The organism is Acidiphilium sp. AL (assembly GCF_025499445.1).
GTDB lineage: Bacteria > Pseudomonadota > Alphaproteobacteria > Acetobacterales > Acetobacteraceae > Acidiphilium > Acidiphilium iwatense.
Genome location: NZ_JAIMBZ010000001.1, coordinates 69,886 through 92,825 on the forward strand (window position 1 = coordinate 69,886; position 22,940 = coordinate 92,825).

21 protein-coding genes are annotated in these 22,940 nt (G+C 64.7%); 8 read left to right on the forward strand and 13 right to left on the reverse strand.

Annotated features, from left to right (window positions below; genetic code table 11):
* Positions 1-23: 23 nt before the first annotated feature.
* Positions 24-1,802, reverse strand: coding sequence for a ShlB/FhaC/HecB family hemolysin secretion/activation protein (locus AiwAL_RS00270; protein ID WP_262311883.1), 1,779 nt, complete (start codon positions 1,800-1,802; stop codon positions 24-26).
* 205 nt (positions 1,803-2,007) lie between these two features.
* Entirely contained in the window at positions 2,008-2,766 is a 759-nt protein-coding gene (locus AiwAL_RS00275) for a helix-turn-helix domain-containing protein (RefSeq protein ID WP_235704732.1), read from the reverse strand.
* Positions 2,767-2,920: 154 nt separating this feature from the next.
* Between AiwAL_RS00275 and AiwAL_RS00280 the strand changes: the two genes are divergently transcribed.
* Complete coding sequence (locus AiwAL_RS00280; protein WP_235704733.1) at positions 2,921-3,733, forward strand: TIGR00282 family metallophosphoesterase; 813 nt, start codon at positions 2,921-2,923, stop codon at positions 3,731-3,733.
* On the opposite strand, the gene AiwAL_RS00285 is transcribed toward AiwAL_RS00280, so the two are convergent.
* From AiwAL_RS00285 to aroB, 3 genes are all read right to left on the reverse strand, one after another.
* Positions 3,725-4,279, reverse strand: a complete 555-nt coding sequence (locus AiwAL_RS00285; RefSeq protein ID WP_235704734.1) for a cytochrome b — start codon at positions 4,277-4,279, stop codon at positions 3,725-3,727. The genes AiwAL_RS00280 and AiwAL_RS00285 overlap by 9 nt on opposite strands.
* Before the next feature lie 990 nt (positions 4,280-5,269).
* Positions 5,270-5,941, reverse strand: a complete 672-nt coding sequence (locus AiwAL_RS00290) for an FMN-binding negative transcriptional regulator (protein ID WP_262311884.1) — start codon at positions 5,939-5,941, stop codon at positions 5,270-5,272.
* 25 nt (positions 5,942-5,966) lie between these two features.
* Positions 5,967-7,628, reverse strand: a complete 1,662-nt coding sequence (gene aroB, locus AiwAL_RS00295; protein ID WP_262311885.1) for a 3-dehydroquinate synthase — start codon at positions 7,626-7,628, stop codon at positions 5,967-5,969.
* A 53-nt stretch (positions 7,629-7,681) separates the two neighbouring features.
* Between aroB and AiwAL_RS00300 the strand changes: the two genes are divergently transcribed.
* Positions 7,682-8,581 carry a site-specific tyrosine recombinase XerD gene (locus AiwAL_RS00300; protein WP_407932550.1) on the forward strand — a complete coding sequence of 300 codons (900 nt, stop codon included), beginning with the start codon at positions 7,682-7,684 and terminating at the stop codon, positions 8,579-8,581.
* A 2-nt stretch (positions 8,582-8,583) separates the two neighbouring features.
* Here the strand turns inward: AiwAL_RS00300 and AiwAL_RS00305 are convergent, their stop codons facing one another.
* From AiwAL_RS00305 to AiwAL_RS00340, 8 genes are all read right to left on the reverse strand, one after another.
* Positions 8,584-9,423, reverse strand: a complete 840-nt coding sequence (locus AiwAL_RS00305; protein ID WP_235704738.1) for an AAA family ATPase — start codon at positions 9,421-9,423, stop codon at positions 8,584-8,586.
* Entirely contained in the window at positions 9,413-10,297 is an 885-nt protein-coding gene (locus AiwAL_RS00310) for a GTP-binding protein (protein WP_235704739.1), read from the reverse strand. The genes AiwAL_RS00305 and AiwAL_RS00310 overlap by 11 nt, the downstream gene beginning before the upstream one ends.
* Complete coding sequence (gene flhA, locus AiwAL_RS00315) at positions 10,298-12,364, reverse strand: flagellar biosynthesis protein FlhA (protein WP_235704775.1); 2,067 nt, start codon at positions 12,362-12,364, stop codon at positions 10,298-10,300. It lies immediately after the preceding gene.
* 5 nt (positions 12,365-12,369) lie between these two features.
* Positions 12,370-13,725, reverse strand: a complete 1,356-nt coding sequence (locus tag AiwAL_RS00320; protein ID WP_235704740.1) for a sigma-54 dependent transcriptional regulator — start codon at positions 13,723-13,725, stop codon at positions 12,370-12,372.
* Between the two features lie 8 nt (positions 13,726-13,733).
* Positions 13,734-14,045 carry a flagellar motor switch protein FliN gene (gene fliN, locus AiwAL_RS00325; protein ID WP_235704776.1) on the reverse strand — a complete coding sequence of 104 codons (312 nt, stop codon included), beginning with the start codon at positions 14,043-14,045 and terminating at the stop codon, positions 13,734-13,736.
* Positions 14,046-14,106: 61 nt separating this feature from the next.
* Positions 14,107-15,114 (reverse strand): flagellar motor switch protein FliG, encoded by a 1,008-nt coding sequence (locus tag AiwAL_RS00330; RefSeq protein WP_235704741.1) that lies wholly within the window; start codon positions 15,112-15,114, stop codon positions 14,107-14,109.
* On the reverse strand, positions 15,111-16,697 hold the full coding sequence (gene fliF, locus AiwAL_RS00335) for a flagellar basal-body MS-ring/collar protein FliF (protein ID WP_235704742.1): 1,587 nt from the start codon (positions 16,695-16,697) through the stop codon (positions 15,111-15,113). Before fliF ends, AiwAL_RS00330 begins: the two co-directional genes overlap by 4 nt.
* 105 nt (positions 16,698-16,802) lie before the next feature.
* Positions 16,803-17,258, reverse strand: coding sequence for a nucleoside deaminase (locus AiwAL_RS00340; RefSeq protein WP_235704777.1), 456 nt, complete (start codon positions 17,256-17,258; stop codon positions 16,803-16,805).
* Positions 17,259-17,311: 53 nt separating this feature from the next.
* On the opposite strand from AiwAL_RS00340, the gene AiwAL_RS00345 reads away from it, so the two are divergent.
* The 6 genes from AiwAL_RS00345 (at position 17,312) to AiwAL_RS00370 (ending at position 22,929) form a co-directional block, all read left to right on the forward strand.
* Positions 17,312-18,025: a gamma-glutamyl-gamma-aminobutyrate hydrolase family protein gene (locus AiwAL_RS00345; protein WP_235704743.1), complete on the forward strand. Its 714-nt coding sequence runs from the start codon at positions 17,312-17,314 to the stop codon at positions 18,023-18,025.
* Entirely contained in the window at positions 18,022-18,750 is a 729-nt protein-coding gene (locus tag AiwAL_RS00350) for a pseudouridine synthase (protein ID WP_235704745.1), read from the forward strand. Before AiwAL_RS00345 ends, AiwAL_RS00350 begins: the two co-directional genes overlap by 4 nt.
* Positions 18,750-19,307 (forward strand): 16S rRNA (guanine(966)-N(2))-methyltransferase RsmD, encoded by a 558-nt coding sequence (gene rsmD, locus AiwAL_RS00355; protein ID WP_235704747.1) that lies wholly within the window; start codon positions 18,750-18,752, stop codon positions 19,305-19,307. Before AiwAL_RS00350 ends, rsmD begins: the two co-directional genes overlap by 1 nt.
* A gap of 46 nt (positions 19,308-19,353) precedes the next feature.
* Positions 19,354-20,721: an FAD-binding oxidoreductase gene (locus AiwAL_RS00360; protein WP_407932551.1), complete on the forward strand. Its 1,368-nt coding sequence runs from the start codon at positions 19,354-19,356 to the stop codon at positions 20,719-20,721.
* Between the two features lie 71 nt (positions 20,722-20,792).
* On the forward strand, positions 20,793-21,365 hold the full coding sequence (locus AiwAL_RS00365) for an ANTAR domain-containing response regulator (RefSeq protein WP_262311886.1): 573 nt from the start codon (positions 20,793-20,795) through the stop codon (positions 21,363-21,365).
* A gap of 331 nt (positions 21,366-21,696) precedes the next feature.
* On the forward strand, positions 21,697-22,929 hold the full coding sequence (locus AiwAL_RS00370) for a NarK/NasA family nitrate transporter (RefSeq protein ID WP_235704750.1): 1,233 nt from the start codon (positions 21,697-21,699) through the stop codon (positions 22,927-22,929).
* The last annotated feature ends 11 nt before the right edge of the window (positions 22,930-22,940 follow it).

Here is a 22,940-nt window from a genome sequence, read left to right on the forward strand (position 1 = left end):
GCCCGTTGTTCATCATTCGTCCATTAATAGCGCGCCAGAACGCCCCAATAAACTGCCGTGCCGGAGAGCGGCGGCACGCCGCTTCCCGTCGGAACCAACTGGGTCACGAAGCGATGCACCGCTTCGATATCGAGTTCGAGCCGGCTGGTCAGGCGGAGCCGCGCACCGCCGCCGAACGAGGCAAGCCGGTGGTCGTTCGGCCGCACATCCGGCGCGAGGTGGCGGTTCTGCCAGGTCTCGCCCCAGTCGTAGAAACTGTAGAACTGGGTGCCAAGATCGAAGCGCCGCCCTAGCAGCGCGAAGGCGATCGGGGTGTTGAGCTGAAGCTCGGCGCTGGCGTAGAGCGCCTTGTCGCCGATCACCTGACCCGAATAATAGCCCTGGGTGATCCGGTTGCCGCCAAGATAGAATTCCTCGGACGAGGGCAGGACATCGGTGGTGAACTGGCCGCCGAACTCGCCCTGCAGGGCGATCGTGGCGCCCTGCCACGGGCTGAACAGGGTCTGGGTGCGCTCGATCGCGGCGTCGAGCTTCCAGAAATCGATCCGTTCGCCGAGTCGTCCGGCATTCACCCGGCCATCCGCCGAGGCGCCCAGGATCGGCAGGCCTTTCGAGACCTCGAGCGAAGCGGTGGTGAGACCGACGCGGTCGCCGCCCAGTGCATCGTCGGTGAAGGCTTCGTTCAGCTCGGCACGCAAAGCGCGGATCGAATCAGTCGTCGTCTCGGTCTCGCCGCCAGAGCCCGATGCGGTCTCGATCAGGTTCTGGATGCCGTCGAAGCTGAGTTTCGCGCTGAGCGACTGGCCGCGCCGGAGCAGCAGCGGATAGCTTGCGTTCACGCCGAACACTTCGAGATAGCCGCGATAGCCGATCTCGCGCAGGATGCCGCCGGGCAGGGGGCGTCCCGCGCCGGCATAGAGGCCGATGCGCAGGCCGCTCGAGCCCACGAAGAAGCTTTCCGAGGCCTGTCCGAAATTATTGGTGCCGCCCGACGTGTGGAACAGCGAAATCTGGGTCTGTTCGCCGAACTTCGTCAGACTGTTGATGTCGAGCACGGCGAGGCCCTCGGCCGGGCCGGTTTCCTTGAAGCCGCGATTATCGGCGGTAATCAGGCCGGAGACCGCCTGATGGCGCACCTCGGCAACCAAAGTGAGCGCGCCGGGGGCCGATGCATTGGGCTGGAGCACCGCGTTGACATCGACGCCGGGGATTTCCTCGGTGAGCAGCAGCCAGTGCTCCAGCGAGGCTTCGCGCACCGGACGCTCATGGGTCAGATGGTCGAGAAAGCGCAGCACCAGCGTGCCGGCCGGGCCGATATCGCGCGAGAGCTTGATCGCCGCGATGTGCCCCTCGGTAACGATGAAGCGCAGATCGCCGGCGGCGTTGATTTCGGCGGAGACGGCGGTGAGCACATAGCCATGGTCGCGATAGAGCGCGACGAGGCGCAGCCGGGCGGCTTCGATGCCGGCGAGCGGCACGGCGGGGCCGACGAGATTGCCGATGGTCGCGTTCAGCGTGACGGCGGGGAAGGCGGTGGCGCCGATCACCGACGTCGAGCGCACCGGAACGCTGGCGTGCGGGACTGTGCCTTCCTTGCCGATCGGGCGGAAATTCGGCAGCGACTGGCCGAGATTCGGTGGTGCTTTTGGCAGAATGTGCGGCAGCGGTGAGGCTTGCGGCACCTGGCGCAGCACGGCGGGCGGTGCGGTCTGGGCGAGGGCAGGGAATGCGGCGCCGATGCCGAACGTGGCCGCGGCGAGTCCACAACCGAGCCAGCTTCGTTCTCGTGGCCTCGTCCGCATTGCAACTCCCGGTTCGGTTCACATCATGATAGCTGAAGATGGCGCAATTATGAAGCGCAGTTAACCGGAATGCAAAGAGTTCAGCGGAAATTCATCGACGGCTGCAATCAGGGGTTGTAAACAATCGAGACGATTTTGGGAGACGGCGTGGTTGAGCGATTTGGTGCTGAAGCGAAAGGCGAATCGCCAACCCTCTCCTGTGCCGCTAGTGGTACGAATCTAACGTTTGGTGCCCACGCCTGACGACTGGTATTATCTCGTCTGGATCCTTGGTCCATCGGAAAGGTTTCGGGTTCTGATTGGCCTGTTTGACGAAGCGGTCATGCCGGCCAAACCACTCGATAACCTTGGGGTGCTTGTGGGTCGCATAGTTGTCGAGCACGACGTGGATCTGCTTATTCGCCGGGACCTGGTTCTCGATGGCGTTGAGGAAGCGGATGAACTCCTGGTGGGTATGGCGCTGCATACACCGACCGATGACGCTGCCTTCGAGCACGTTAAAGGCGGCGAACTGCGGATCGTTGGATAGCTTGAATTGCCGTATCTGATGCGGTCGCAGACCGTGGCTGCGCCAGATACGATGCACCGAACTGACGCTGATTGCACAGACCGCAGCGATGGCGGCCGCCGTCCAATGCGTGGTTTCACCCGGCGGCTCCGTCAATGTCAGCGCCACCACGCGCTCGCTGACCGCGTCACCCAGCGGCGGGATGCGCGACGGGCGGGTCTTATCGACCAGCAGCCCCTCCGTGCCCACTTCCATGAAGCGCTTCTGCCAGCGCCATACGCAGGTCTTGGCCTTGCCCGTGGCGCGCATGATCGCGGCGGTACCCACGCCCTGGGCAGACAGCAGCACGATCTGTGCGCGCCAGACGTGCTTCTGCGGACTGTTCCGATCCCCTATGATCTCGACAAGACGGGCGCGATCGGAAGAACTCAGGCTGAGCGAGATACCGGTGCGCATGCCACAGACTCGCACAATATGAGTTTGGCGGGAATCCCCAACGGACTCTTCCGTCAGGTGTTATCCATTAGCTGGGTCGCATTCTGGTTGCGGCCAAGCCATTGCCCAAACGCCCTCAAGCCCCTACCGGGTCAGCGGTTTGAGGAGCGGGATAATGCGGATTTTGTTTCTGGGCGATGTGATGGGGCGAACCGGGCGTGATTCGGTGGTTGCGGCGTTGCCGAAACTGCGGCGGGAGTTGGCAATCGATGTCGCCGTGGTGAACGGCGAGAACGCCTCGCACGGGTTTGGGCTGGCGCCGGATATGGCGGATGCGATTTTTGCGGCGGGGGCGGATGCGATCACGCTGGGCAATCATTCCTGGGATCGCAAGGAAATTATTCCTTATATCGCGCAGCAAAAGCGGCTGATCCGGCCGGTGAATTTTCCACCGGGGACGCCGGGCGAGGGATCGGTCGATATCACACTTGCCGATGGGCGGCGGGTTCTGATCGTCCAGGCGATGGGGCGGCTGTTCATGGACCCGCTGGATTGCCCGTTCCGGGGCACCGAGGCCGCGCTGGTGCGCACGCGCCTGGGGGTGACGCATCAGGCGATCGTGATCGACTTCCACGGCGAGGCGACCAGCGAGAAAATGGCGTTTGCCAGCGCGTTCGACGGCGCGGCGAGTGCGGTGCTGGGCACCCATACGCATTGCCCGTCGGCCGATCATCAAGTGTTGCCGGGCGGCACGGCATTCATGTCCGATATCGGCATGTGCGGCGATTACGACAGCGTGATCGGCATGGCGAAGGCGCCGGCGATCGCGCGCTTCACCCGCAAGATGCCCGGCGAGCGGCTGCACCCCGCCGAGGGCGAGGCGACGGTCTGCGGAGCGTTCATCGAGACCGATCCGACGGGCCGCGCTCTGCGGATCGAGCCGATTCGCATGGGCGGGCGGTTGTCGCAGGTGATGCCGTCAGTTTGAGGCCCGCTTTGGCAGCATCCGATGCAGAACTTTGTGGCCGCGCCGGTGATGCCGGGCCACCGCGCCGACATGGATCGCGACCAGCGCGATCAGCGCGATCCCGCCCCAGAAATGCAGGAAGGCGAAATCGTGGTGGATCGCCGGGTTTTTGCCGACGAATTGAGGCAATGCGAAGACGCCGAACCAGGTGACCGTGCGCCCCGCGCCCTCCATGAACAGAACGCCGAAAACCGGCATCGCCAGGATCAGCGCGTAGAGGCTCCAATGGCCGAGCGCGGCGAGAATGTGCTCGTGCCGTGGAATGGCGTCGGGCAAGGGCGGCGGCGTGCGGCGCCAGCGGTAGAGCAGGCGCAAAGCCATCAGGGCGAAGATAGTCAGTCCCGCACCGATATGCAGGAAGGCGATGATGAGGCGCGTCGGCTTCGCGACCAGATTGTAGTGAATGACCAGGCCAGCGACGATCAGCCCGATCACCGCGACGGCGATGATCCAATGCAGTATTTGTGCCGCGGGACGGTAGCGCAGCTCGCTAAGGCTGGGTTCCATGATCGGCAATATCCTTCGGTTTTGCGCGGGCGAGATAACAAGAGGATGATGGCGGGTCGATGGCAGTTTTGTTACGATTTTCATCCGTGCCACTGATGACGAATTGGCGAATCGGGATGCTGGCGGGCCACGCGGATTGGAGCGTGGATGCGCGTAAGCGGTGGATGACGCTGGCGCGGCGCCGTGCCGGGCACTGGCATGTCACGGCGCCCGAACCGGTCGGCGAGCCATCCAACCTGATCGAACGGCTTCTTGTTCGGGCAGGGAATGCGCCTGTCGGGTTCGGCGTCGATTTCCCGCTCGGCCTGCCGCGCTTCTATGCCACCCGTGCCGGAATCGGAGATTTTCGCGCCTGGCTGCGAGGACTCGATCCCGCATCCCCGTTCTTCGCACCTTGCGCGAGTTTGGGCGAGGTGGGGCTGGAGCGGCCGTTCTATCCAAAATCGAGCATTGCCGGAGCTGGCCAGATGGCGCTTCTGGCCGAGCGGCTTGGGCTGAGCGGGGCGGATGCGCTGCGGCGCGATGTGGACTGGCCGACGGCGCGCCGGCCTGGCGCAGCCCCCTTGTTCTGGACCATGGGGGCGAATCAATGCGGTAAGGCCGGGCTTGCGGCCTGGCGCGACTGTCTGCTGCCGGCGATGCGGGCTGGGTTGCCGCTCGATCTCTGGCCCTATGCGGGGCGGTTCGTCGATGTGCTGGCAGGCGGACGGATCGTGCTCGCCGAGACCTATCCGGCCGAGGCGATGGTTCAGCTCGGGATTCCGCGCCTTGGCAGCAAGCGGCGGCAGGCCGATCGCGCGGGGCTGGCGCCGGCGATCGGAACAGCCATGGTGCGACTGGGGGCGGTGGCCGATGACGGATTGGCCGCCATGCTGGACAACGGATTCGGCGCGGCGCCGGACGGCGAGGATCGGTTCGACAGCCTCCTCGGCGCATTGAACGTGATCGCGGTGATCGACGGGGCGCCGGATGGGGTGCCGGATGACCCGGTTATTCGCGCCGTTGAGGGATGGGTTCTGGGCCAGGTCGATCCGCCGCGTTTTCCAATCCCAGCATCAGATCGGCCGGCTCCGTTTGGCCCGCCGCCTCGAGTGCGGCGATCACGCCGCGCCGATCCGCTTCCGGCCGGTTCTGGCTGAGCTTTCGCTTGGCGACGATGCGGGTGATCGTGACCACCACGCCGACGATGCCCTTGAGCTGAGACGCGATGTAATCCGGCGGGGCGTCCTCGACATGCCAGGGCCTGGCTTCCGCGGCTTCGTGACGATCGGTCAGGCGCGAGACGATCGCGCGTAAGGGTTCGGCCGCTTCGATGATCTCGACCGTGCCGTAGGCATGTACCGCCTCGTAATTCCAGGTCGGCACCACGCGGCCGGTCTCGCGCTTGGTCGCATACCAGTTGGGCGAGACGTAGAAATCATGCGCCTGGAAAATCGCCATCGCGGCAGCACCCGCACGCAGCGCGTGCCATTGCGGATTGGCGCGGGCGACATGGCCGATCAACCGTCCATGCGGCGCGGGTTCGGCATCGTGGATCAGCGGCAGATGGGTTGCGATCAATCCGGCATCGCCCGCACTGACCAGAATCGGCAGGCGTGCTGAGCGCATGATCGCGACGATCTCGGCTTGATCGTCTTCGCGGAAGGCGGGCGGTGTGTACATAGACCGGATATAGTGCGGTTTCCGATCAGGCGGAACCACAGGCGCGCAAGGTTTCGCGCACCGCGTCCTCCGGGACATCGCGGCTGGTGAAGGCACCGCCGATACCGCGCGCGAGCACGAAGGCGAGCTTGCCGTCGCGCATTTTCTTGTCGCGCTGCATATGGGCGAGCAGCGCCTCGGCGGCCCAGCCGGGGATCGCGTCCGGCAGGCCGATCCGGGCGAGATGGGCGGCGATGCGCGGCGCCAGGGCAGGATCGCAATGGCCGAGCCGCGCCGACAGATCGAAGGCGCAGACGAGGCCGATCGCCACCGCCTCGCCATGGAGCAGAGCGGTGCCGTAGCCGGTTTCGGCCTCGAACGCGTGGGCGAAACTATGGCCGAGATTGAGCAAAGCGCGGCCATCCTGTCTGGCCTCCTCGCGCGGATCGGCGGCGACGATTGCCGCCTTGAACGCGACCGCGCGGGCGATCGCTTCCTCGGCGAGCGAGCGGTCGCCGGCGAGCAGCGCCGCGCCATTGGCCTCGCACCAGTCGTAAAGCGCGGCATCGGCGATCAGTCCGGCCTTGACGATTTCGGCATAACCGGCGGCCGCTTCGCGGCGCGGGAGGGTTGCGAGCGTATCGGTGTCGATGACCACGAGGCGCGGTTGGTGGAACGCGCCGATCAGGTTCTTGCCGTGACTCGAGTTGATTCCAGTCTTGCCGCCGACGCTGGAATCGACTTGGGCGAGCAGTGAGGTGGGGGTTTGCGCGAAAGGCAGGCCGCGCAGCACGGAGGCGGCGGCAAAGCCCGCGAGATCGCCGATCACGCCGCCGCCGAGCGCGATGATCGCGGTCTGCCGCTCGGGTTTCAGCGCGAGAATGTCTTCGACGAGCGATGCAAACCGGCCGAGGCTTTTCGCGCTTTCGCCGGGCGGGATGATGAGCGTGTCATGGGTGAAACCGGCATCGTCGAGCGAGGCGGTGAAGCGGGCGAGATGATGCCGGGCGACGTGCTCATCGGTCACCACGATCGCCCGCTTCTGCGGCAGGGCAGCGGCGAGACGTGCGCCGGCGCCGGACAGAAGGTTGTGCCCGACCACCACGTCGTAGCCGGCACCCGGCAGATCGACCCGGATGGTGCGCGGCGGTGCGTGGTTCTGGATTGCGGCGAGCGCGGCGTCTGTCGTCATGTCGGGCGGGTCCTCGGTGCTGTCGACGATGAGGTCGGCTTCGGCATAGACCGGGCTGCGCAGGGCCGAAAGCCGGGTCAGCACGGTTTCAGGATCGGCTTCGTTGAGCAAGGGCCGGTGGGTTCGTCCGAGAACGCGGTTCAGCAGGATCGGGATAGGGGCGCGCAGCCAGACCGAAAGCGCGCGCGTGCGGATGACGGCGCGGGTTTCGGGGTCCATGAAAGCGCCGCCCCCAGTCGCGAGCACGATAGGGGAGCCCGAGAGCAGCCGGGCGATGACCCGCCGTTCGCCGGCGCGGAAATACGCTTCGCCGTGCTTGGCAAAGATTTCCGTCACCGTCAGGTCCGATGCGGCCTCGATCTCAAGGTCGGAATCGTGGAAGGGCAAGCCGAGTCGGGCGGCGAGACGCTTGCCGATCGCCGATTTTCCGGCACCCATCAGGCCGACCAGGACGATGCTGGTCCTTTCCGAGGCGTCGGTCTGCGATGGGGGTGCGATGTCGATCTTGCCCGGCATGATGGGCGCGACTTACCACACTTGCAGGATGACGATAGATTGGCCTGATGGCGATGGAACGGCATGTCGAGGCTTTTCTGGAATCCATGGTCGCCGAGCGCGGGGCGGCGCGCAATACGATTTTGGCCTATCAAGCCGATCTTGAGGCGTTCGTGGCGTTTTGCGGCGCGCGCGGTAAGCGGCCCGCGCAAGCCGGTGCGGCGCTGGTGACGGATTATCTCGCCGGCCTCGCGGCGGAAGGATTGTCGGCCCGCACCCAGGCCCGGCGGTTATCCGCGCTGCGGCAGTTCTTTCGGTTCCTGCTCCGGGACGGCCAGCGCGACGATGATCCGACTGCGTTGTCGGTATCGCCGAAATTGCCGGAAAACCTGCCGAAATTCCTCGGCGAGTCGGAAGTGGATGCGCTGCTGGCGGCTGCCTCCGACATGCCTGGCGCGAGCGGTTGGTCGGCACGCGCCGGGCTTGAGATTCTCTATGCAACCGGCATGCGGGTTTCCGAACTGCTCGCCTTGCCGGCGGCGTCGCTGTCGGGCGACGCGGTGCTGCTGCTGATCAAGGGCAAGGGGGGACGGGAGCGGATCGTGCCGCTGTCCGAGGCGGCGCGGCAGGCGGCAAGCGCGCTGCGGGCCAGTCATCGGAAAGGCACGCGTTTTCTGTTTCCCGGCCGCAACCGGTCCGCCGCGATGACGCGCCAGGGTTTTGCCTTGCTCCTCAAGCGGGTCGCGCTGCGTGCCGGGATCGATCCCGCGCGGCTGTCGCCCCATGTGCTGCGCCACTCCTTCGCCTCGCATCTGCTGGCGCGCGGAGCGGATCTGCGCAGCTTGCAGATGCTGCTCGGCCATGCGGATATCGCGACCACGCAAATCTATACCCATGTGCTCGCCGAACGGCTGCAAAGGCTTGTGGAAACGCATCATCCGCTCGCGCAAAAGCCCGACAGCCACAGTCCCTGAGATCAACGAGCGATCAGCCGGCGGGCGATCGCTCGAACGCTGTCGGCCGCCGCCGATTGGGGAAATTGCGCAAGCAGCAGCTTTTGCCCGCGAATCGCCTCGTTGACGGACTGGTCCCGTTCGATCGTGCCAAGCAGCGGCGGATCGAGCCGCAGAAATCCGCGCGCCGCCTTGGCGAGCGCCGCATGGGCTCGTTTCGCGGAGGTTTCCGAATTCGTCTGGTTGACGACGATCCGCGCATCCACCGGCAACCCGAAAGCGGTTCTGTCATGTTTGAGCAGTTTCAGAACCGCGTAGGCATCGGTCAGGCTTGCCGGGTCTTCGGTGATGACCAGGATCACGGTGTCGGCCAGGGCGGACAGATGACGCATCGTCCGTTCGACTCCGGTACCGAGATCGAACAGAATCAGGTCGTACTCGCCGGCGGAGTCGATAAGCCGCTCCAGCAGGAGATTGATCGCGTTTGGTGTCGTATCGGCGAAGGCACCGGAGCCGGACTGTCCGGCGATCAAATCGAATCCGCCGGCCTCGATCGGGAAGATGCAGTCTCGTAACGGGATCTCCTGGCGCAACACGGCGCCGAGATCGACACCAGGAAGATGGCCGAGCTGGATATCAGCATTCGCAAGACCGAAATCGGCATCGACCACGAGCACCCGTCGCCGTCGTCCGCTCAGCGCATGGGCAATCGTGAGGCTCAGCCAGGTTTTGCCGACGCCGCCCTTGCCCGAGGCGATGGCGATCAGTCGTGGTCGCTTGAGTGCCGCCGGATGCCCATTTTTCGTCCGGCCGAGGTGGCGCATCGTGATTTGCGGTGTGGATGCAACGATCTCAGGCTGCATGGGATGGGATATCCTTTTGTTGCCGCTCAAGAAGCCGCGCGGCCAGGAAGCATGGTGTCAGGGATTCCAGCCCGTCGGCGACGCGACCGGAGATGCCGGCTTCCAGGAGAGTAAGTGGCGCGGCATCGGCGGCAGCGACCATTCCACCGAGCCGGCGCGACAGATCGAGTTTGCTCGGGATCAGCGCGGTGGCACCGGCGCCGTGAAACCGCTCGGCGATTTCCCCGCTCTCAGCCGGATCGAGGCCGGCCGGCAGAATCAGAACCGCGGAGCCCGAGACGGCATCAGTCATATGGCGCAGTAGGGCCATGTCGTCATCGCAGAATGGGTTCATGCCCGGAAGATCGATCAACACCGGGCGCCGCGAAGGACGCCGAAGCTTTCGGGTCGATGGCTTTCTCGCGACCGTCGCATCGACGAACTCGGCCCGAAGAACCCGGCTCAGTGCGGCAAGCTGGGCGGAGGCGCCGGCACGATTTCGATCGGCATTGACCAAGGTTGGTTTGATGCCGTCGCGGACCAGACGCGTGGCGAGTTTCGCTGTCGTGAGGGTTTTGCCGGCCCCAGGGGGACCTGCGAGCAGGAGCGGGCGATCGAATCCGATAGAGCCGAAACGGAACGACGCAGCCAGTGCCGTGTCAGGGCTTTGATCGGCCCATCTTGCGGCGAGTCGCCGCGGCACCCGGTGAAATGCCAGGGCATTGCGCCAAGCTTCGCCTGTATCCTTTGTTTGCTCGGGATCGATCGCGACGGTGAGTTCGATGATGTCGTCGATTTTGCGGTTGCCGAGAATCAGGGCGTCCGGGCCCATCAGCCGGTGCGCTTCGGCGAGTGCCTGGCGCATCGATGCCGCCCGGATCAGTTTGATCTTCATCTAGATGGCTCCAACGGTTCGGATGCGCGCGCGTGGAAACACTTCGGTCTGAGCGAGCACGGGCATGGATGGCTGCATGCGTTCGATGATTGACCTGATATGTGCCCGCAGCGGCGCACTGGTCAGCAGCACGGGAGATTCGCCGTCCGCGGCAGCGGATTCGAAAACCTGCGTGAGCCGGCGCATGAAATCGGCGAGACGGGACGGCGGCAAAACGAGCTGCCGCGCCTCCGGCGGCCCGGCCAGCGCTTCCTCGAGTTCGGTTTCCCATTCCGGCCCGATGACGACCAGCGGCAGATAGCCGCCTGCCCCGATATGCGCGTCGGTCAGTTGCCGGGCGAGGCGCATGCGCACATGGGCGGCGATGGCCGGGATGGCGCGAATCTGCATGGCGCAGGATTCGTGAATGCCTTCGAGGATGGTCGGCAGATCGCGGATCGACACACGCTCGGTCAGTAAGGATTGCAGCACGCGCTGCACGCCGCCCACGGTGAATTGGGTGGGAATCAGATCGGAGACGAGGCGTTGATGTTCGCGCGGCAGATCGTCGAGCAGTTTCTGCGTTTCCGCGAAGGATAGAAGTTCTGCCATGTTCTCCTTGACGATTTCGGTCAGATGCGTGGTGAGCACGCTTGCCGGATCAACAACGGTGCAGCCTTTCGCGCGTGCGGTTTCACGGTCCGCTGGATCGATCCAGGCCGCGGGCAGGCCGAAAGCCGGTTCGGTAGTGCGTTCGCCCGGCAGATCGGGAAGAGTGCCGGCCGCGGTCATCGCGAGCAGGCGCGTCGCCTGCAACTGACCTGAGCCAGCCTCGATTTCCTTGATCCTGATTGTGTAGCGATCCGCCGCGAGCTGCATATTGTCCTGGATGCGAACCGGCGGCAGAATGAAGCCCATTTCGGCGGCGATCGCTCGGCGCAGCGACTTGATCTGTTCGGTAAGCCGCGGCGTGTCGCCGCCGGCGAGGATCAGCAATCCGTAGCCGAGTTCGAGCCTGATCTGGTCGATTTTCAGAACATCGGTGATCGGCGGTTCGGCCGGCATCGTGAGTTCGGGTTCGATCGCCCGATCGATATGCGGTGGATGGCGCCAGCGGTGCCAGGATGCCCAGCCCGCGAGGATCGAGAGCGTGGCGAAGGGCAGGAACGGCAGGCCGGGGGCGAGAGCCAGGCATAATGCAGCACAAGATGCGATCCCGAGTGGTTTCGCCGAGCGGCCGAGTTGCCCGACCAAGGCGGAGTCCGTGCTGCCTTCGGCGCTTCCCTTAGTGACGACGACGCCGGCGGCAACCGAGACGAGCAGGGACGGAATCTGCGAGACCAGCCCTTCGCCGATCGATAATGTGGTGAAGGCCGCCGCGGCATCGTGGACGCTCATGCCTTTCTGGACGACACCGATGACGAACCCGCCGACGATATTGATCGAGGTGATGATCAGGGCCGCCACGGCATCGCCGCGGACGAATTTCGCCGCACCGTCCATCGCGCCGTAGAACACGCTTTCATGCTCGAGTTCGGCGCGTTTGCGCCGCGCGGTGGCCTCGTCGATGGCGCCGGTGTTCAACTCGGCATCGATCGCCATCTGTTTGCCGGGAATCGCATCGAGGGTGAAGCGCGCGGCGACTTCGGCGATTCGGGTCGAGCCCTTGGTGATGACGATGAAGTTCACCACGAGAAGAATCGCGAAGACGATCAGCCCGATCAGCAGATCGCCGCCCATCAGGAAGCCGCCGAACGCCGCGATGACATGGCCGGCGGCGTCGGTTCCCTCGTTGCCGTGCGACAGGATCTGGCGGGTCGCCGCGACGTCGAGCGACAGCCGGAGCAGGGTCGTCAGCAGCAGGACGCTCGGAAAACTGGTGAAGTCGATCGGCCGGCGGATGAACAGCGACACCATCAGCACGAGAATGCCGATGGTGAAGGACAGCGCCAATCCGGCATCCAGCATGAACGGCGGCAGCGGAACGATGAGCACGGTGATGATGAACACCACCCCGATCGCGAGCCCGATATCGGTTCCGGGCTGGAAATTCTTGAGCCGCCGGCTGATGTCCTGCCACGGGTTCATCGCGTTCACGCCGCCACGCCATTATGCGGCGCCGGGATGATCGCGCCGTGGGCGGCATAATCGCGCAGCTTGTTGCGCAGGGCGCGGATCGAAATGCCGAGGATGGTCGCCGCGTGGGTACGGTTGCCGAGGCAATGGTTGAGGGTCTCGATGATCAGTGCCTGTTCGACGTCCTCGACGCGTCGGCCGACGAGGGACACGATCCCTGATGCGGGGTTGGTTTGAACCGCGTCTTTGGAGAGCGAGGAGTTTGCCGAGCCGGAACCCTGAAATTCGATGTCGGCGATCCCGATGCGGTCATTCCCGGTGAGCAGCACCGCGCGATGCATGGCGTTTTCCAGCTCGCGCACATTGCCGCGCCACGGATGTTCGGCGAGTCGGGCGAGTGCGGCTTCGGTCAGGCGCTTCGGTCCGGCATCGTTGAGTGCGGCGTAATGATCGACGAAGTGCTGGGCGAGGGGAGCGATATCGTCTCTGCGGTGGCGGAGCGGCGGAATATGCAGGGCGACGACGTTGAGGCGGAAGAACAGATCTTCGCGAAACTGCCCGGCATCGATGCTTGCCGCGAGATCGCGATTGGTCGCGGCGAGAATCCGCACGTCCACCGGAACCGGATGATCGCCGCCCAGCCGATCGATCGTGCGTTCCTGGAGCGCGCGCAGGAGTTTGGCCTGAAGTTTGGCATCCATCTCGGCGATTTCGTCGAGCAGAAGCGTGCCGCGATGAGCCGCCTCGAACTTGCCCTGACGCCTTGCGAGAGCACCTGAGAACGCACCCTTTTCGTGGCCGAACAGCTCGGATTCCAGAAGCGTTTCGGGGATTGCCGCGCAGTTCAATGCGACGAAGGGACCGCGCGCGCGCCGTGACCGCGCATGGATGAACCGCGCCAGCACTTCCTTGCCGGTGCCGCTTTCGCCAGTGATCAGCATGGTGGCGTTCGATTGCGCGACCTGCTCGGCTTTCGCGAGCAACACGCGCATCGCGGCATCGCAGGCGACGATTTGCGAAGGCTGCTCCGCCGAGACGGCGGCCAGAATGGCGGCGATCAGCTCGGCGTCCGGCGGGAGAGGCAGATATTCGCGGGCCCCGGCGCGAATTGCCGCGAGCGCGCCTTTTTCGTCATTCTGGGCACCCGCCGCGACCACGGCGATGGTGAATCGCTCGGTGGCGAGTTGAGCCATCAGCGCGGGAATGTCGTGGGCGACATCGCAAATGATCAGGTCGATGACGGCTGCCTGGCGCAGCAAACGCAGTGCCGTTTCGATCGTTTCGGCATGGTCGAGGATCGCGCCGCGCGCCACCGCGATGCGGGCGGCGACGCCGAGTTCCCCCGAGAGCGAACCGATGATGAGGATGCGCATCGCTATGGTCAGCCGTTCCGGTCCGATTTCACGATTTCGGTCATTGTGATGCCGAGCCTGGTATCGTCGATCATCACGACCTCGCCGCGGGCAACCAGCCGGTTGTTGACGAAAACGTCGATCGGGTCGCCGACCTTGCGGTCGAGTTCGACGACGGCGCCGCGTCCGAGCTTCAGCAACTGGCTGACCTGCATGGTGGAACGGCCGAGCACGGCGCTGACCAGAACGGGAATATCATAGACCGCTTCAAGATCGCGCGGCGGTCGCGAGGTTTGCGGCTCGGCATCGGAAGGACGCGCGGCAGGTTGGCTGAACGGCACCGCGGTCAGCCCGGACGGTGCCGCTCCAACCGATACCGTCCCATCTGGCGTCAATGATGTGTCAGATAACAAATTCGTCGTCCTTTCCTGAACCGATTTCGATTTCACCCTGTGCGGCGAGTTCCTTGGCGGTTGCCACAATGGCAAGCTGCGCGGCATCGACATCGCGCAGCCGGACCGGTCCGAGTGCGTCGATATCGTCGCGCAGCATTTTGCCGGCGCGTTCCGAGAGGTTGCAGAGGAACAGGTCACGGATTTTGTCCGAGGCGCCCTTCAGTGCGAGCGGCAGTTTTTCCTTCTCGACCGCGCGCAGCAGGATCTGGACATCCTGTGGCGCGAGGCGGGTGAGATCGTCGAAGGTGAACATCAGCGATTTGATGCGGCTTGCGGCATCCTGATTTCGTGTCTCCAGCCCCGCGATCAGCCGCGCCTCGACGCCACGATCGAAGGCGTTGAAAATCTCGGCCAATTTCTGGTGCGGGTCGCGTTGCGAGCTTGAGGCAAGATTGGCCATGAAGTCGGCTTTGAGGGTCCGCTCGACATCGTCGATCGCTTCGCGTTGGATACCCTCCATCACGAGCATGCGCTCGACGATGTCGAGCGCCAGGGATTCCGGGAAGCGCGCGATCACCCGTGCGGCGTGCTCGGCGCCGACGCGCGACAGGACAAGTGCCGCGGTTTGTGGATGTTCCTGCAGCAGATAGTCGCAAAGGACGGATTCGTTGACTTTGCCGAGCTTGTCCCAGATCGTTTTGCCTGACGGACCATGGAGATCTTCGAGAAGCTGGCTTGCGCGCTCGGCGGGAATGGTTTTGCGGACCAGTCGCTCTGCGGCCTCCGCCGAACCGGCGACCGAGCCGGTCCGGTTGAGGCGGACAGCGAAATCGGCGCAGAGCTGTTCGACGGTCTCGGGGCGCACCGTGCCGAGACTGGCCATAGCGCGTGAAACCTCGCGGATCTCGTCGTCCTTCAGCAAAGCGAGTAGTTTGCCGCCCTGGTCCTCGCCGAGGGCGAGCATCAGGATCGCGGTTCGCACGGCACCGTGCAGGTGATCGATGCTATCGCTCACCGTGCACCTTCATGGCTCAGCCAGCCGCGGATCACGGCAAGAGTTGCCTCGGGATTCCGGTCGACCAGATCGGCGATCGCACGGATCGGGCTATGGTCCGTTTCGGCACCGGGCCCGGCGATGGCGTCACGAGAATCGGCTCCGATCGCACTGGCGCCGGCCTCGCCATCCATGGTCCCGATCATGGTATTGCCCGGTGTGGTGAGGCGGCTGACGATCGGGCGGAAGACGAAAAACAAAGCGGCGAGTCCGACAAGGCCGGTAATCACGATGCGCAGCAGCGGCACCAGCAGCCCGCTGTTCATGAAGCGGCCGATCAACGAGGTTTTGGGCGCGCTTAGGATCGCGTCCGGGTTGACGAAGTGCATCGACTGGATATCCACCACGTCGCCGCGTGTCTTGTCATATCCGATGGCCGTTTCGACAAGTTTTTTGATTCGCGCGATCGCCCTGGCCGAGCGCGGCTGCCAGACCGGTTTGCCGTTTTTGCCGCGCGATTGGGTGCCGTCGAGCAGAACGGCGACACTGATTCGGGTGATCTGCGGCGTCGCGTGGACGATGCGCTTCACCGTCTGGCTGATTTCGTAATTCGTCGTCTGGTTCGAATGCGAGCGGGTTTCGAGCCGCTTCGGGTTCGCCTTGCCGGTGGAGGCGCCGGGCAGGTTGTTGGCGACCGAGACCGTATCGTTGCGGCTGGTCGTGCGCGAGGATTTGGTGCGGCTTTGCCGCTGGCTGCGGACGACTTGGCCGTTCGGATCATAGACGGTCGATGTCTGGGCGGTCCGGTCGAAATCCATCGAGACGGAGGTGACCACGCGCACCTGATTGGGCCCGATGGCGGCGTCGAGCATCGAGCGGACGGCGTCGGACAGATGGTGCTCGGTCGCGCGCTTGATCGCGGCATCCCGCGCATTCAGCATCGCGCTGTCGCCGCGTCCGGCCTGGGCCAGCAATTCGCCGCGATTATCGGCGATCGAGATGTTGCCGGGTTTCAGCTCCGGCACCGCCGAGGCGACGAGGTTGAGGATGGCGTCGACGCTTTCCCGGTCGATCGGCGCCGCGCCGGCGAGCGACAGCATCACGCTCGCGCGTGCCGGCTCGGTGCGCAGGCTGAAATCCTCGCGCCTCGGCAGCACCACCTGCACCCTGGCGGCGCGAATTCCCTGGATCAGCTCGATGGTGCGTTCGAGTTCGCCGTCGATCGCGCGGGTTTCGTCGATCTGATCGAGAAAATCCGATCCGGTCAGCGGATTCTGATGGTCGAAAATGGCGAAACCCTGGGAGGTGCCGGCCGGCAGATCGTGCCGGGCGAGCAGCAGCCTCGCGGCGTCCAGTTCGGGCTGGGCGACCAGGATGCTATGGCCCTGCTCGCCGACCCGATATCGGATATGGGCGGATTTCAGGGTGGCCGCGATGTTCGCCGCGTCCTTGAGTCCGAGGCCGGAATAGAGCGTTGCGTTCGCGCCAGGGCCGCCGCCGAGCATGAGCATGGCCATCAGGCCCAGAACCGCTGCGGCGACAACACCCATCGCGCCCAGCTTGACCGGCCCCAAAGCACGGAGATTTTCGAGCAGCCTGTTCATTTCGAGCGGGAACCGGCTGACGGGGCGGTAAGCGGCATGGGGTCATCCTGCTGTCGCGACGATTTTGTCGCACGGCAAGAATGACCGACACGGGTAAGGATTCGGTTAACGCCCGGCAGAATTTGCCGGGTCGCGACGGTTTTCGAAGAAATCGCGCAGAATCGCGGCGCTTTCGCGCTCATCGACCCCGCCGATTACCTCCGGCCTATGGTGGCAGGTAGCGTGATCGAATACACGCGGTCCATGCTCGACGCCGCCCGATTTCGGATCGTAGGCGCCGAAGACCAGCCGCTTGATACGAAACAGGGCGATGGCGGCGGCGCAGAGCGGGCAGGGCTCCAGCGTGACGGTCAGCGTGCAATCGACAAGATATTTTTCGCCCCGCCGGGCGGCGGCGGCGCGCAGGGCGAGCAGTTCGGCGTGGGCGGTGGCGTCGTGTCGTGCCTCTACCGCATTGCTGGCGGTGGCAAGCACGGCGCCTGCGCCATCGGTCACGACCGCGCCCACCGGTACTTCGCCGCACTCGGCGGCCTTGCGGGCTTCGTTCAGGGCGCGCTGCATCGGCGTCATGCGCCTCTCTTGCCTTGGCGGGGGTTGCAGGTCTAGCTCGCGCCATGAGCAAGCGCCCACTGATCGGCCTGACCCTCGATGCCGAGGAGCCGGGCGGCTATTCCAAATTCCCCTGGTATGCGATCCGCCGCAATTACGCCGACGCCATCGCCGAAGCCGGGGGCGTGCCGGTGGCGCTGCCGCATCGCGCGGAACTGGCGGATGCCTATCTGGAAACGCTCGATGGGCTGGTGGTGACCGGCGGGGCATTCGATGTCGATCCCGCCTTGTACGGCGACGGCACGCGCCATGACACGGTGTCGCTCAAGAAGGGCCGCACCGAGGCGGAAATGGCATTGCTGCGCGGGGCGCTGATGCGCGACATGCCGGTGCTGGGCATTTGTGGTGGCGAGCAATTGCTGGCGGTGGCTCTGGGCGGCTCGCTGATCCAGCATATTCCCGACGCAATGCCGGGCGCCTTGGCGCATGAGCAGCCAAATCCGCGGAATGAGGCGGGGCACGCGGTTTCGATCGTGCCCGGCACAAGTCTTGCCGCAATCGTCGGGCGTGCGACGATGCGAGTGAACTCCTCGCACCACCAGGCGGTGCGCGATACCGGACCGACGCTGATCGTCAACGCTACCGCGCCGGACGGGGTGATCGAGGGGGTCGAATCGCCGTCGCACCGATTCTGCATCGGCGTGCAATGGCATCCCGAATTTCTGATCGATCCCGGCGATGCGCGGTTGTTCGCGGCGTTCGTCGAGGCGGTGCGATGAGCGGGCAGGACGGCGAGCGGATCGCCAAATATCTGGCGCGGGCCGGGATCGCGAGCCGTCGGGATGCCGAGCGGATGATCGGCGAGGGGCGCGTGGTGCTGAACGGCGCAAAAGTCGAGCATCCGGCGACGTTCGTTGTCGCGGGCGATGTCGTGATGGTGGATGGGGCAATGGTGGCCGAGGCCGCACGCACGCGGCTATGGCGTTATCACAAGCCGGATGGGCTGCTGACCACCCATCGCGATCCGCAGGGCCGACCCACCGTGTTCGAGAAACTGCCGCCGGACATGCCGCGGGTGGTCAGCGTGGGCCGGCTCGATTTGAACAGCGAGGGCCTGCTTCTGCTCACCAATGACGGGACGCTGGCTCGGCGGCTCGAATTGCCGACCACCGGCTGGCTGCGCCGCTATCGGGTGCGGGTTTATGGCATGGTCGATTCCGACCGGCTGGTATCGCTGAAGCAGGGCATCACGGTCGATGGCGTGCGCTACGGCCCGATCGCCGCCGAGGTCGATTCTGCGAAGGGGGCTAACGCTTGGTTGTCTGTTAGTATTGCCGAGGGCAAGAACCGGGAAATCAGGAAGGTGATGGCGGCGTTGGGGTTGGAGACGACGCGGCTGATCCGGGTGGCCTACGGCCCGTTCCAGCTCGGCAACCTGCCGCGCGGCGGGGTTGCCGAAATCACCGGCAAGGTGCTGCGCGATCAATTGCCGAAGGATAAATAATGGCCGCGCCCCGCATTATCGCGGGCGTGCTGCGCGGGCGCGTTTTAGCGACGCCGGAAGGGCTTGCGACACGGCCGAGTTCGGCGCGGGTGCGTCAGGCCTTGTTCGATATTCTGGCGCACGCACGCTGGGCCGAGCACGCGATCGTCGGTCGCACGGTGCTCGACGTGTTCGCCGGTTCCGGTGCTCTAGGACTGGAGGCATTGTCGCGCGGCGCGGCGCGGGCGACGTTCATCGAGGCGGATCGCGCGGCGTGCGTGGCGATCCGGCGCAATATCGACGCGTGCCGGGTGGGAGATCAGGCCGATCTGGTTGCGGCCGATGCGCTCGCCCCGCCGCGCGCGGCCATGCCGCACGATCTTGTGCTGCTCGATCCACCTTATGGCGCCGGACTTATTCCGCGCGCGCTCGATGCGTTGGGGAAAGCCGGCTGGATCGCGCCGGATGCGCTGATCGCCGCCGAATTCGGCCGCGCCGATCCGATCCCCAATGACATCGCGATTCTCGCCGAGCGCATCCATGGCCCGGCGCGTCTGGCGATCTGGCGGATGGGTTGAGCTTCTGGTCATTCGGTGCCGGCCGGCGTAGGGTTTCCGCATGGAAATGGAGCATATCGTCGAAGCCGCGCGTGGGATTTTCGGCGACCGGCTGAGCCTCAACGCGTCGATCCGTGAAACCCATGCGCATGGCGAGGCGAATCCGGCCACGCATCTGCCCGATGCCGTGGCGTTTCCCGAATCGACCGAGGAGGTGTCGCGGCTGCTGGCGCTGTGTCACGCCCATCGCATGACGGTGACGCCGTTCGGCGCCGGAACCTCGCTGGAAGGGCATGTCACGCCGGTCGCGGGCGGGATCAGCCTCGATCTCACCCGGATGAACCGCGTTCTAGCGGTGAACGACGCCGATCTCGACGCCAGGGTCGAAGCGGGCGTCACCCGCAAGCAGCTCAATCTTTTTCTCCGCGACCATGGGCTGTTCTTCCCGGTCGATCCTGGGGCGGATTGCACCATCGGCGGCATGTGCGCGACCCGCGCCTCCGGCACCAATGCGGTGCGCTACGGCACGATCCGCGAAAACGTGCTCGGCCTGCGCGCGGTGCTGGCCGACGGCACCATCGTGGATACCGGCGGGCGGGTGCGCAAATCGGCGACCGGCTACGATCTGACCCGCCTGCTGATCGGGTCGGAAGGCACGCTCGGCGTCATCACCGAAATCCAGTTTCGCCTGTACGGCATTCCCGAGGCGATCGGCGCGGCGGTGTGCCGGTTCGCCACCGAGCGCGGCGCGGTCGAAACCGTGATCGAGATCATGCAGGCCGGCATTCCGGTCGCCCGCATCGAATTCGCCGACGCGGCCCAGATGGCGGCCTCGATCGCCTATTCCAAGCTCGACGGCATGGCGGCGCAGCCCACGCTTCTGTTCGAGTTCCATGGCACCGCACAGGGCGTTGCCGAGCAGGCCGCGATGGCCGAAGCGATCGCCGCCGAGCATGGCGGCTCGGGCTTTGCCTTCGCGACCGAAACCGAGGCGCGGACCAAGCTCTGGCAGGCCCGGCACGACGCCTACTGGGCGGCGCGCGCGGCCTATCCGGGGCACGGCGCATTCTCGACGGATACCATCGTGCCGATTTCGCGGCTTGCCGAGGCGATCGAACAGGCCCGTGACTCGGTGGCGCAATCGGGCCTCCATGCCTGCATCGTCGGTCATGTCGGCGACGGCAATTTCCACGTGCTGATCCTGTATCCCGACACGAAGGAGGGTGCCGAGCGTGCCTGGGCGCTGGACCGTGAGATCGTGGCACAGGCGCTCGACCTCGGCGGGGCGGCGAGCGGTGAGCACGGCGTGGGCATCGGCAAGCGCGAATTCCTGCTCCGCGAGCACGGTGCTTCGGCCCTCGAGATGATGCGCGTGATCAAAGCGGCACTCGATCCGCGCGGCATTCTCAATCCGGGGAAATTGTTTCTCGACTGATGGTGTGGCTGCGTTGGCAGCCATCTTGCATTGCAGCATCCTGCAAGACAAGACGGGGCCAGCGCCGCAACGTGGACATCCTGATCGCCGAGACCGATTCAGTGCGTGCCGCGGCGTTGGCCGTAAGGCTCGAACAGATGGGCGTCGGGCGTGTCAGAATAGCACCGCCGGCCTCCACCCTCGCCGACATCGTGAACACGGAACGGCCGGATCTGGTGATCGTGGACATGGCACGGCCGGATCGCGGCAGCCCCGAGCAAGTGCGCAAAGTAACGGCGAGCGGCGTGCCGGTCACGCTGTTCGTCGACGAGGATGATCCCGCCTTCATGGAGGCGGCGATTACCGCCGGCGTTGTGTCGTACCACGTCAACGCGGCGGTGATCGCCGATATCAGGCCGGTTTTGCGCAGCGCCATCGCCCTGTTCCGCTATGCCAGAACGCGCGAGGCACGGCTTGCCGCGGCAGAGGCGGAGTTGGCCGATCGGCGCCGAGTGGACGCGGCAAAGCGGTTGCTGATGCGGCGCGATGGCATGGCCGAACCTGTCGCGCATCGGTTTCTGCAAAGACGCGCCATGGAGCGTCAGATGCGGTTGCCGGAGGTCGCCCGCGCGCTATTGCGCGAGGCGGGAGAGGATTTGGCATGAACGCACAAAAACCCGCATCGGCATTTCTCGCGAAAGACTGCTGGCTCGAACGACCGGATGCGGCAGAGTTGTCAATTTTCCATCAAACGATCTATTTTTAAGCAAAATATGAGTAATTTTTAGGATATTTAAATTAATGTTCGTAGAACAGGCTCGAAAATAAGCTATTTTTTATGTTGGCATTGTTCTTGCTGCACTGCACATGCATATGCAGTGCCCCTATGGTGGCCAAGGGTGGTCGCGATAGGATGGTTGGGCCTCCGGCTCCGTTTTGAAATTGCGTGCCAAGGAAGGCCGCTTCGCGGATCGACATATCCGCAGGAGAGCGACCATGGCTGTGCCCCAGAATAAATCCTTTCTGAAATCGGGGCACTTGCCCACCTTGTTCGCGGCGTTTCTGTATTTCGACATGAGCTTCATGGTCTGGGTGTTGCTCGGACCGCTCGGCGTGCAGATCGGTAAGGCGCTGCATCTCGACCCCGCGCATAAAGGGTTGATGGTAGCGACGCCGGTTCTCGCCGGCGCTTTGCTGCGGATTGTCAATGGTCTGGCGGTGGATCGGTTCGGCGCGAAGCGTACCGGAATCGTCGCCCAGGTTTTGGTGATCGTAGGACTGCTTGCAGCGTGGCACCTCGGCATCCCCGATTTTCGCGCGGTGCAGTTGCTCGGCATCGTGCTCGGTCTTGCAGGCGCGTCCTTCGCGATCGCCTTGCCGCTGGCTTCGCGCTGGTATCCGAAGGAGCATCAGGGCACAGCGCTGGGTATCGCCGGAGCGGGCAATTCCGGCACGGTTCTGGCCGCGTTATTCGCACCTGCTCTTGGGCTCGCCCTCGGCTTTACCAACGTGTTCGGTCTTGCGGCGCTGGTGATGATGCTGGTGCTCGTGGCGTTCATACTGCTCGCCAAGGACAGCCCGAACCATCCGGCGCCGCAGAGCATCGCCGCCTATTTGCGCGTGCTGGCACTCAGGGACACCTGGCTGTTCATGCTGTTCTACAGCGTGACCTTTGGCGGTTTCGTAGGGCTGGCTGCGTCGCTCGCGATTTATTTCCACACCCAGTATGGGTTAGCGCCCGTTGCCGCCGGCTATGCGACGGCCGCCTGTGTGTTTGCGGGCTCAATGTTCCGTCCGGTGGGTGGCTTCATTGCCGATCGATTCGGCGGCATCCGCGCGCTTTCGGTATTCTATCTCGTTGCAGCGTCGGCACTTGCATTGGTGAGCATCGGCCTGCCGACGACGGCACTCACCCTTGGTACCTTCGTCATCGCGATGCTGGCGCTCGGCATGGGCAATGGCGCGGTGTTTCAGCTTGTGCCGATCCGGTTTGGCCGGGAAATCGGCGTGATGACCGGGCTGGTTGGCATGGCGGGCGGTGTTGGCGGGTTCTATCTCGCATCGAGCCTTGGTTATTCGAAACAGTTCACGGGCTCGTATCAGGCTGGTTTCCTGATCTTTGCAGGTCTTGCCCTGGTTGCCTTTGCCGGACTGATCGCGGTCAAACGCCGCTGGCGTGCCGATTTCGCTTCCGGGGATGTCGTCGATGGCGCGCCGGTTCGCATTTGACAAGGAGCGAT

Coding starts and splice junctions, on each gene's coding strand:
- AiwAL_RS00270 (WP_262311883.1), bottom strand. CDS start 1,802: ATGCGGACGAGGCCACGAGAACGAAGCTGGCTCGGTTGTGGACTCGCC.
- AiwAL_RS00275 (WP_235704732.1), bottom strand. CDS start 2,766: ATGCGCACCGGTATCTCGCTCAGCCTGAGTTCTTCCGATCGCGCCCGT.
- AiwAL_RS00280 (WP_235704733.1), top strand. CDS start 2,921: ATGCGGATTTTGTTTCTGGGCGATGTGATGGGGCGAACCGGGCGTGAT.
- AiwAL_RS00285 (WP_235704734.1), bottom strand. CDS start 4,279: ATGGAACCCAGCCTTAGCGAGCTGCGCTACCGTCCCGCGGCACAAATA.
- AiwAL_RS00290 (WP_262311884.1), bottom strand. CDS start 5,941: ATGTACACACCGCCCGCCTTCCGCGAAGACGATCAAGCCGAGATCGTC.
- aroB (WP_262311885.1), bottom strand. CDS start 7,628: ATGCCGGGCAAGATCGACATCGCACCCCCATCGCAGACCGACGCCTCG.
- AiwAL_RS00300 (WP_407932550.1), top strand. CDS start 7,682: ATGGAACGGCATGTCGAGGCTTTTCTGGAATCCATGGTCGCCGAGCGC.
- AiwAL_RS00305 (WP_235704738.1), bottom strand. CDS start 9,423: ATGCAGCCTGAGATCGTTGCATCCACACCGCAAATCACGATGCGCCAC.
- AiwAL_RS00310 (WP_235704739.1), bottom strand. CDS start 10,297: ATGAAGATCAAACTGATCCGGGCGGCATCGATGCGCCAGGCACTCGCC.
- flhA (WP_235704775.1), bottom strand. CDS start 12,364: ATGAACCCGTGGCAGGACATCAGCCGGCGGCTCAAGAATTTCCAGCCC.
- AiwAL_RS00320 (WP_235704740.1), bottom strand. CDS start 13,725: ATGCGCATCCTCATCATCGGTTCGCTCTCGGGGGAACTCGGCGTCGCC.
- fliF (WP_235704742.1), bottom strand. CDS start 16,697: ATGAACAGGCTGCTCGAAAATCTCCGTGCTTTGGGGCCGGTCAAGCTG.
- AiwAL_RS00340 (WP_235704777.1), bottom strand. CDS start 17,258: ATGCAGCGCGCCCTGAACGAAGCCCGCAAGGCCGCCGAGTGCGGCGAA.
- AiwAL_RS00345 (WP_235704743.1), top strand. CDS start 17,312: ATGAGCAAGCGCCCACTGATCGGCCTGACCCTCGATGCCGAGGAGCCG.
- AiwAL_RS00350 (WP_235704745.1), top strand. CDS start 18,022: ATGAGCGGGCAGGACGGCGAGCGGATCGCCAAATATCTGGCGCGGGCC.
- rsmD (WP_235704747.1), top strand. CDS start 18,750: ATGGCCGCGCCCCGCATTATCGCGGGCGTGCTGCGCGGGCGCGTTTTA.
- AiwAL_RS00360 (WP_407932551.1), top strand. CDS start 19,354: ATGGAGCATATCGTCGAAGCCGCGCGTGGGATTTTCGGCGACCGGCTG.
- AiwAL_RS00370 (WP_235704750.1), top strand. CDS start 21,697: ATGGCTGTGCCCCAGAATAAATCCTTTCTGAAATCGGGGCACTTGCCC.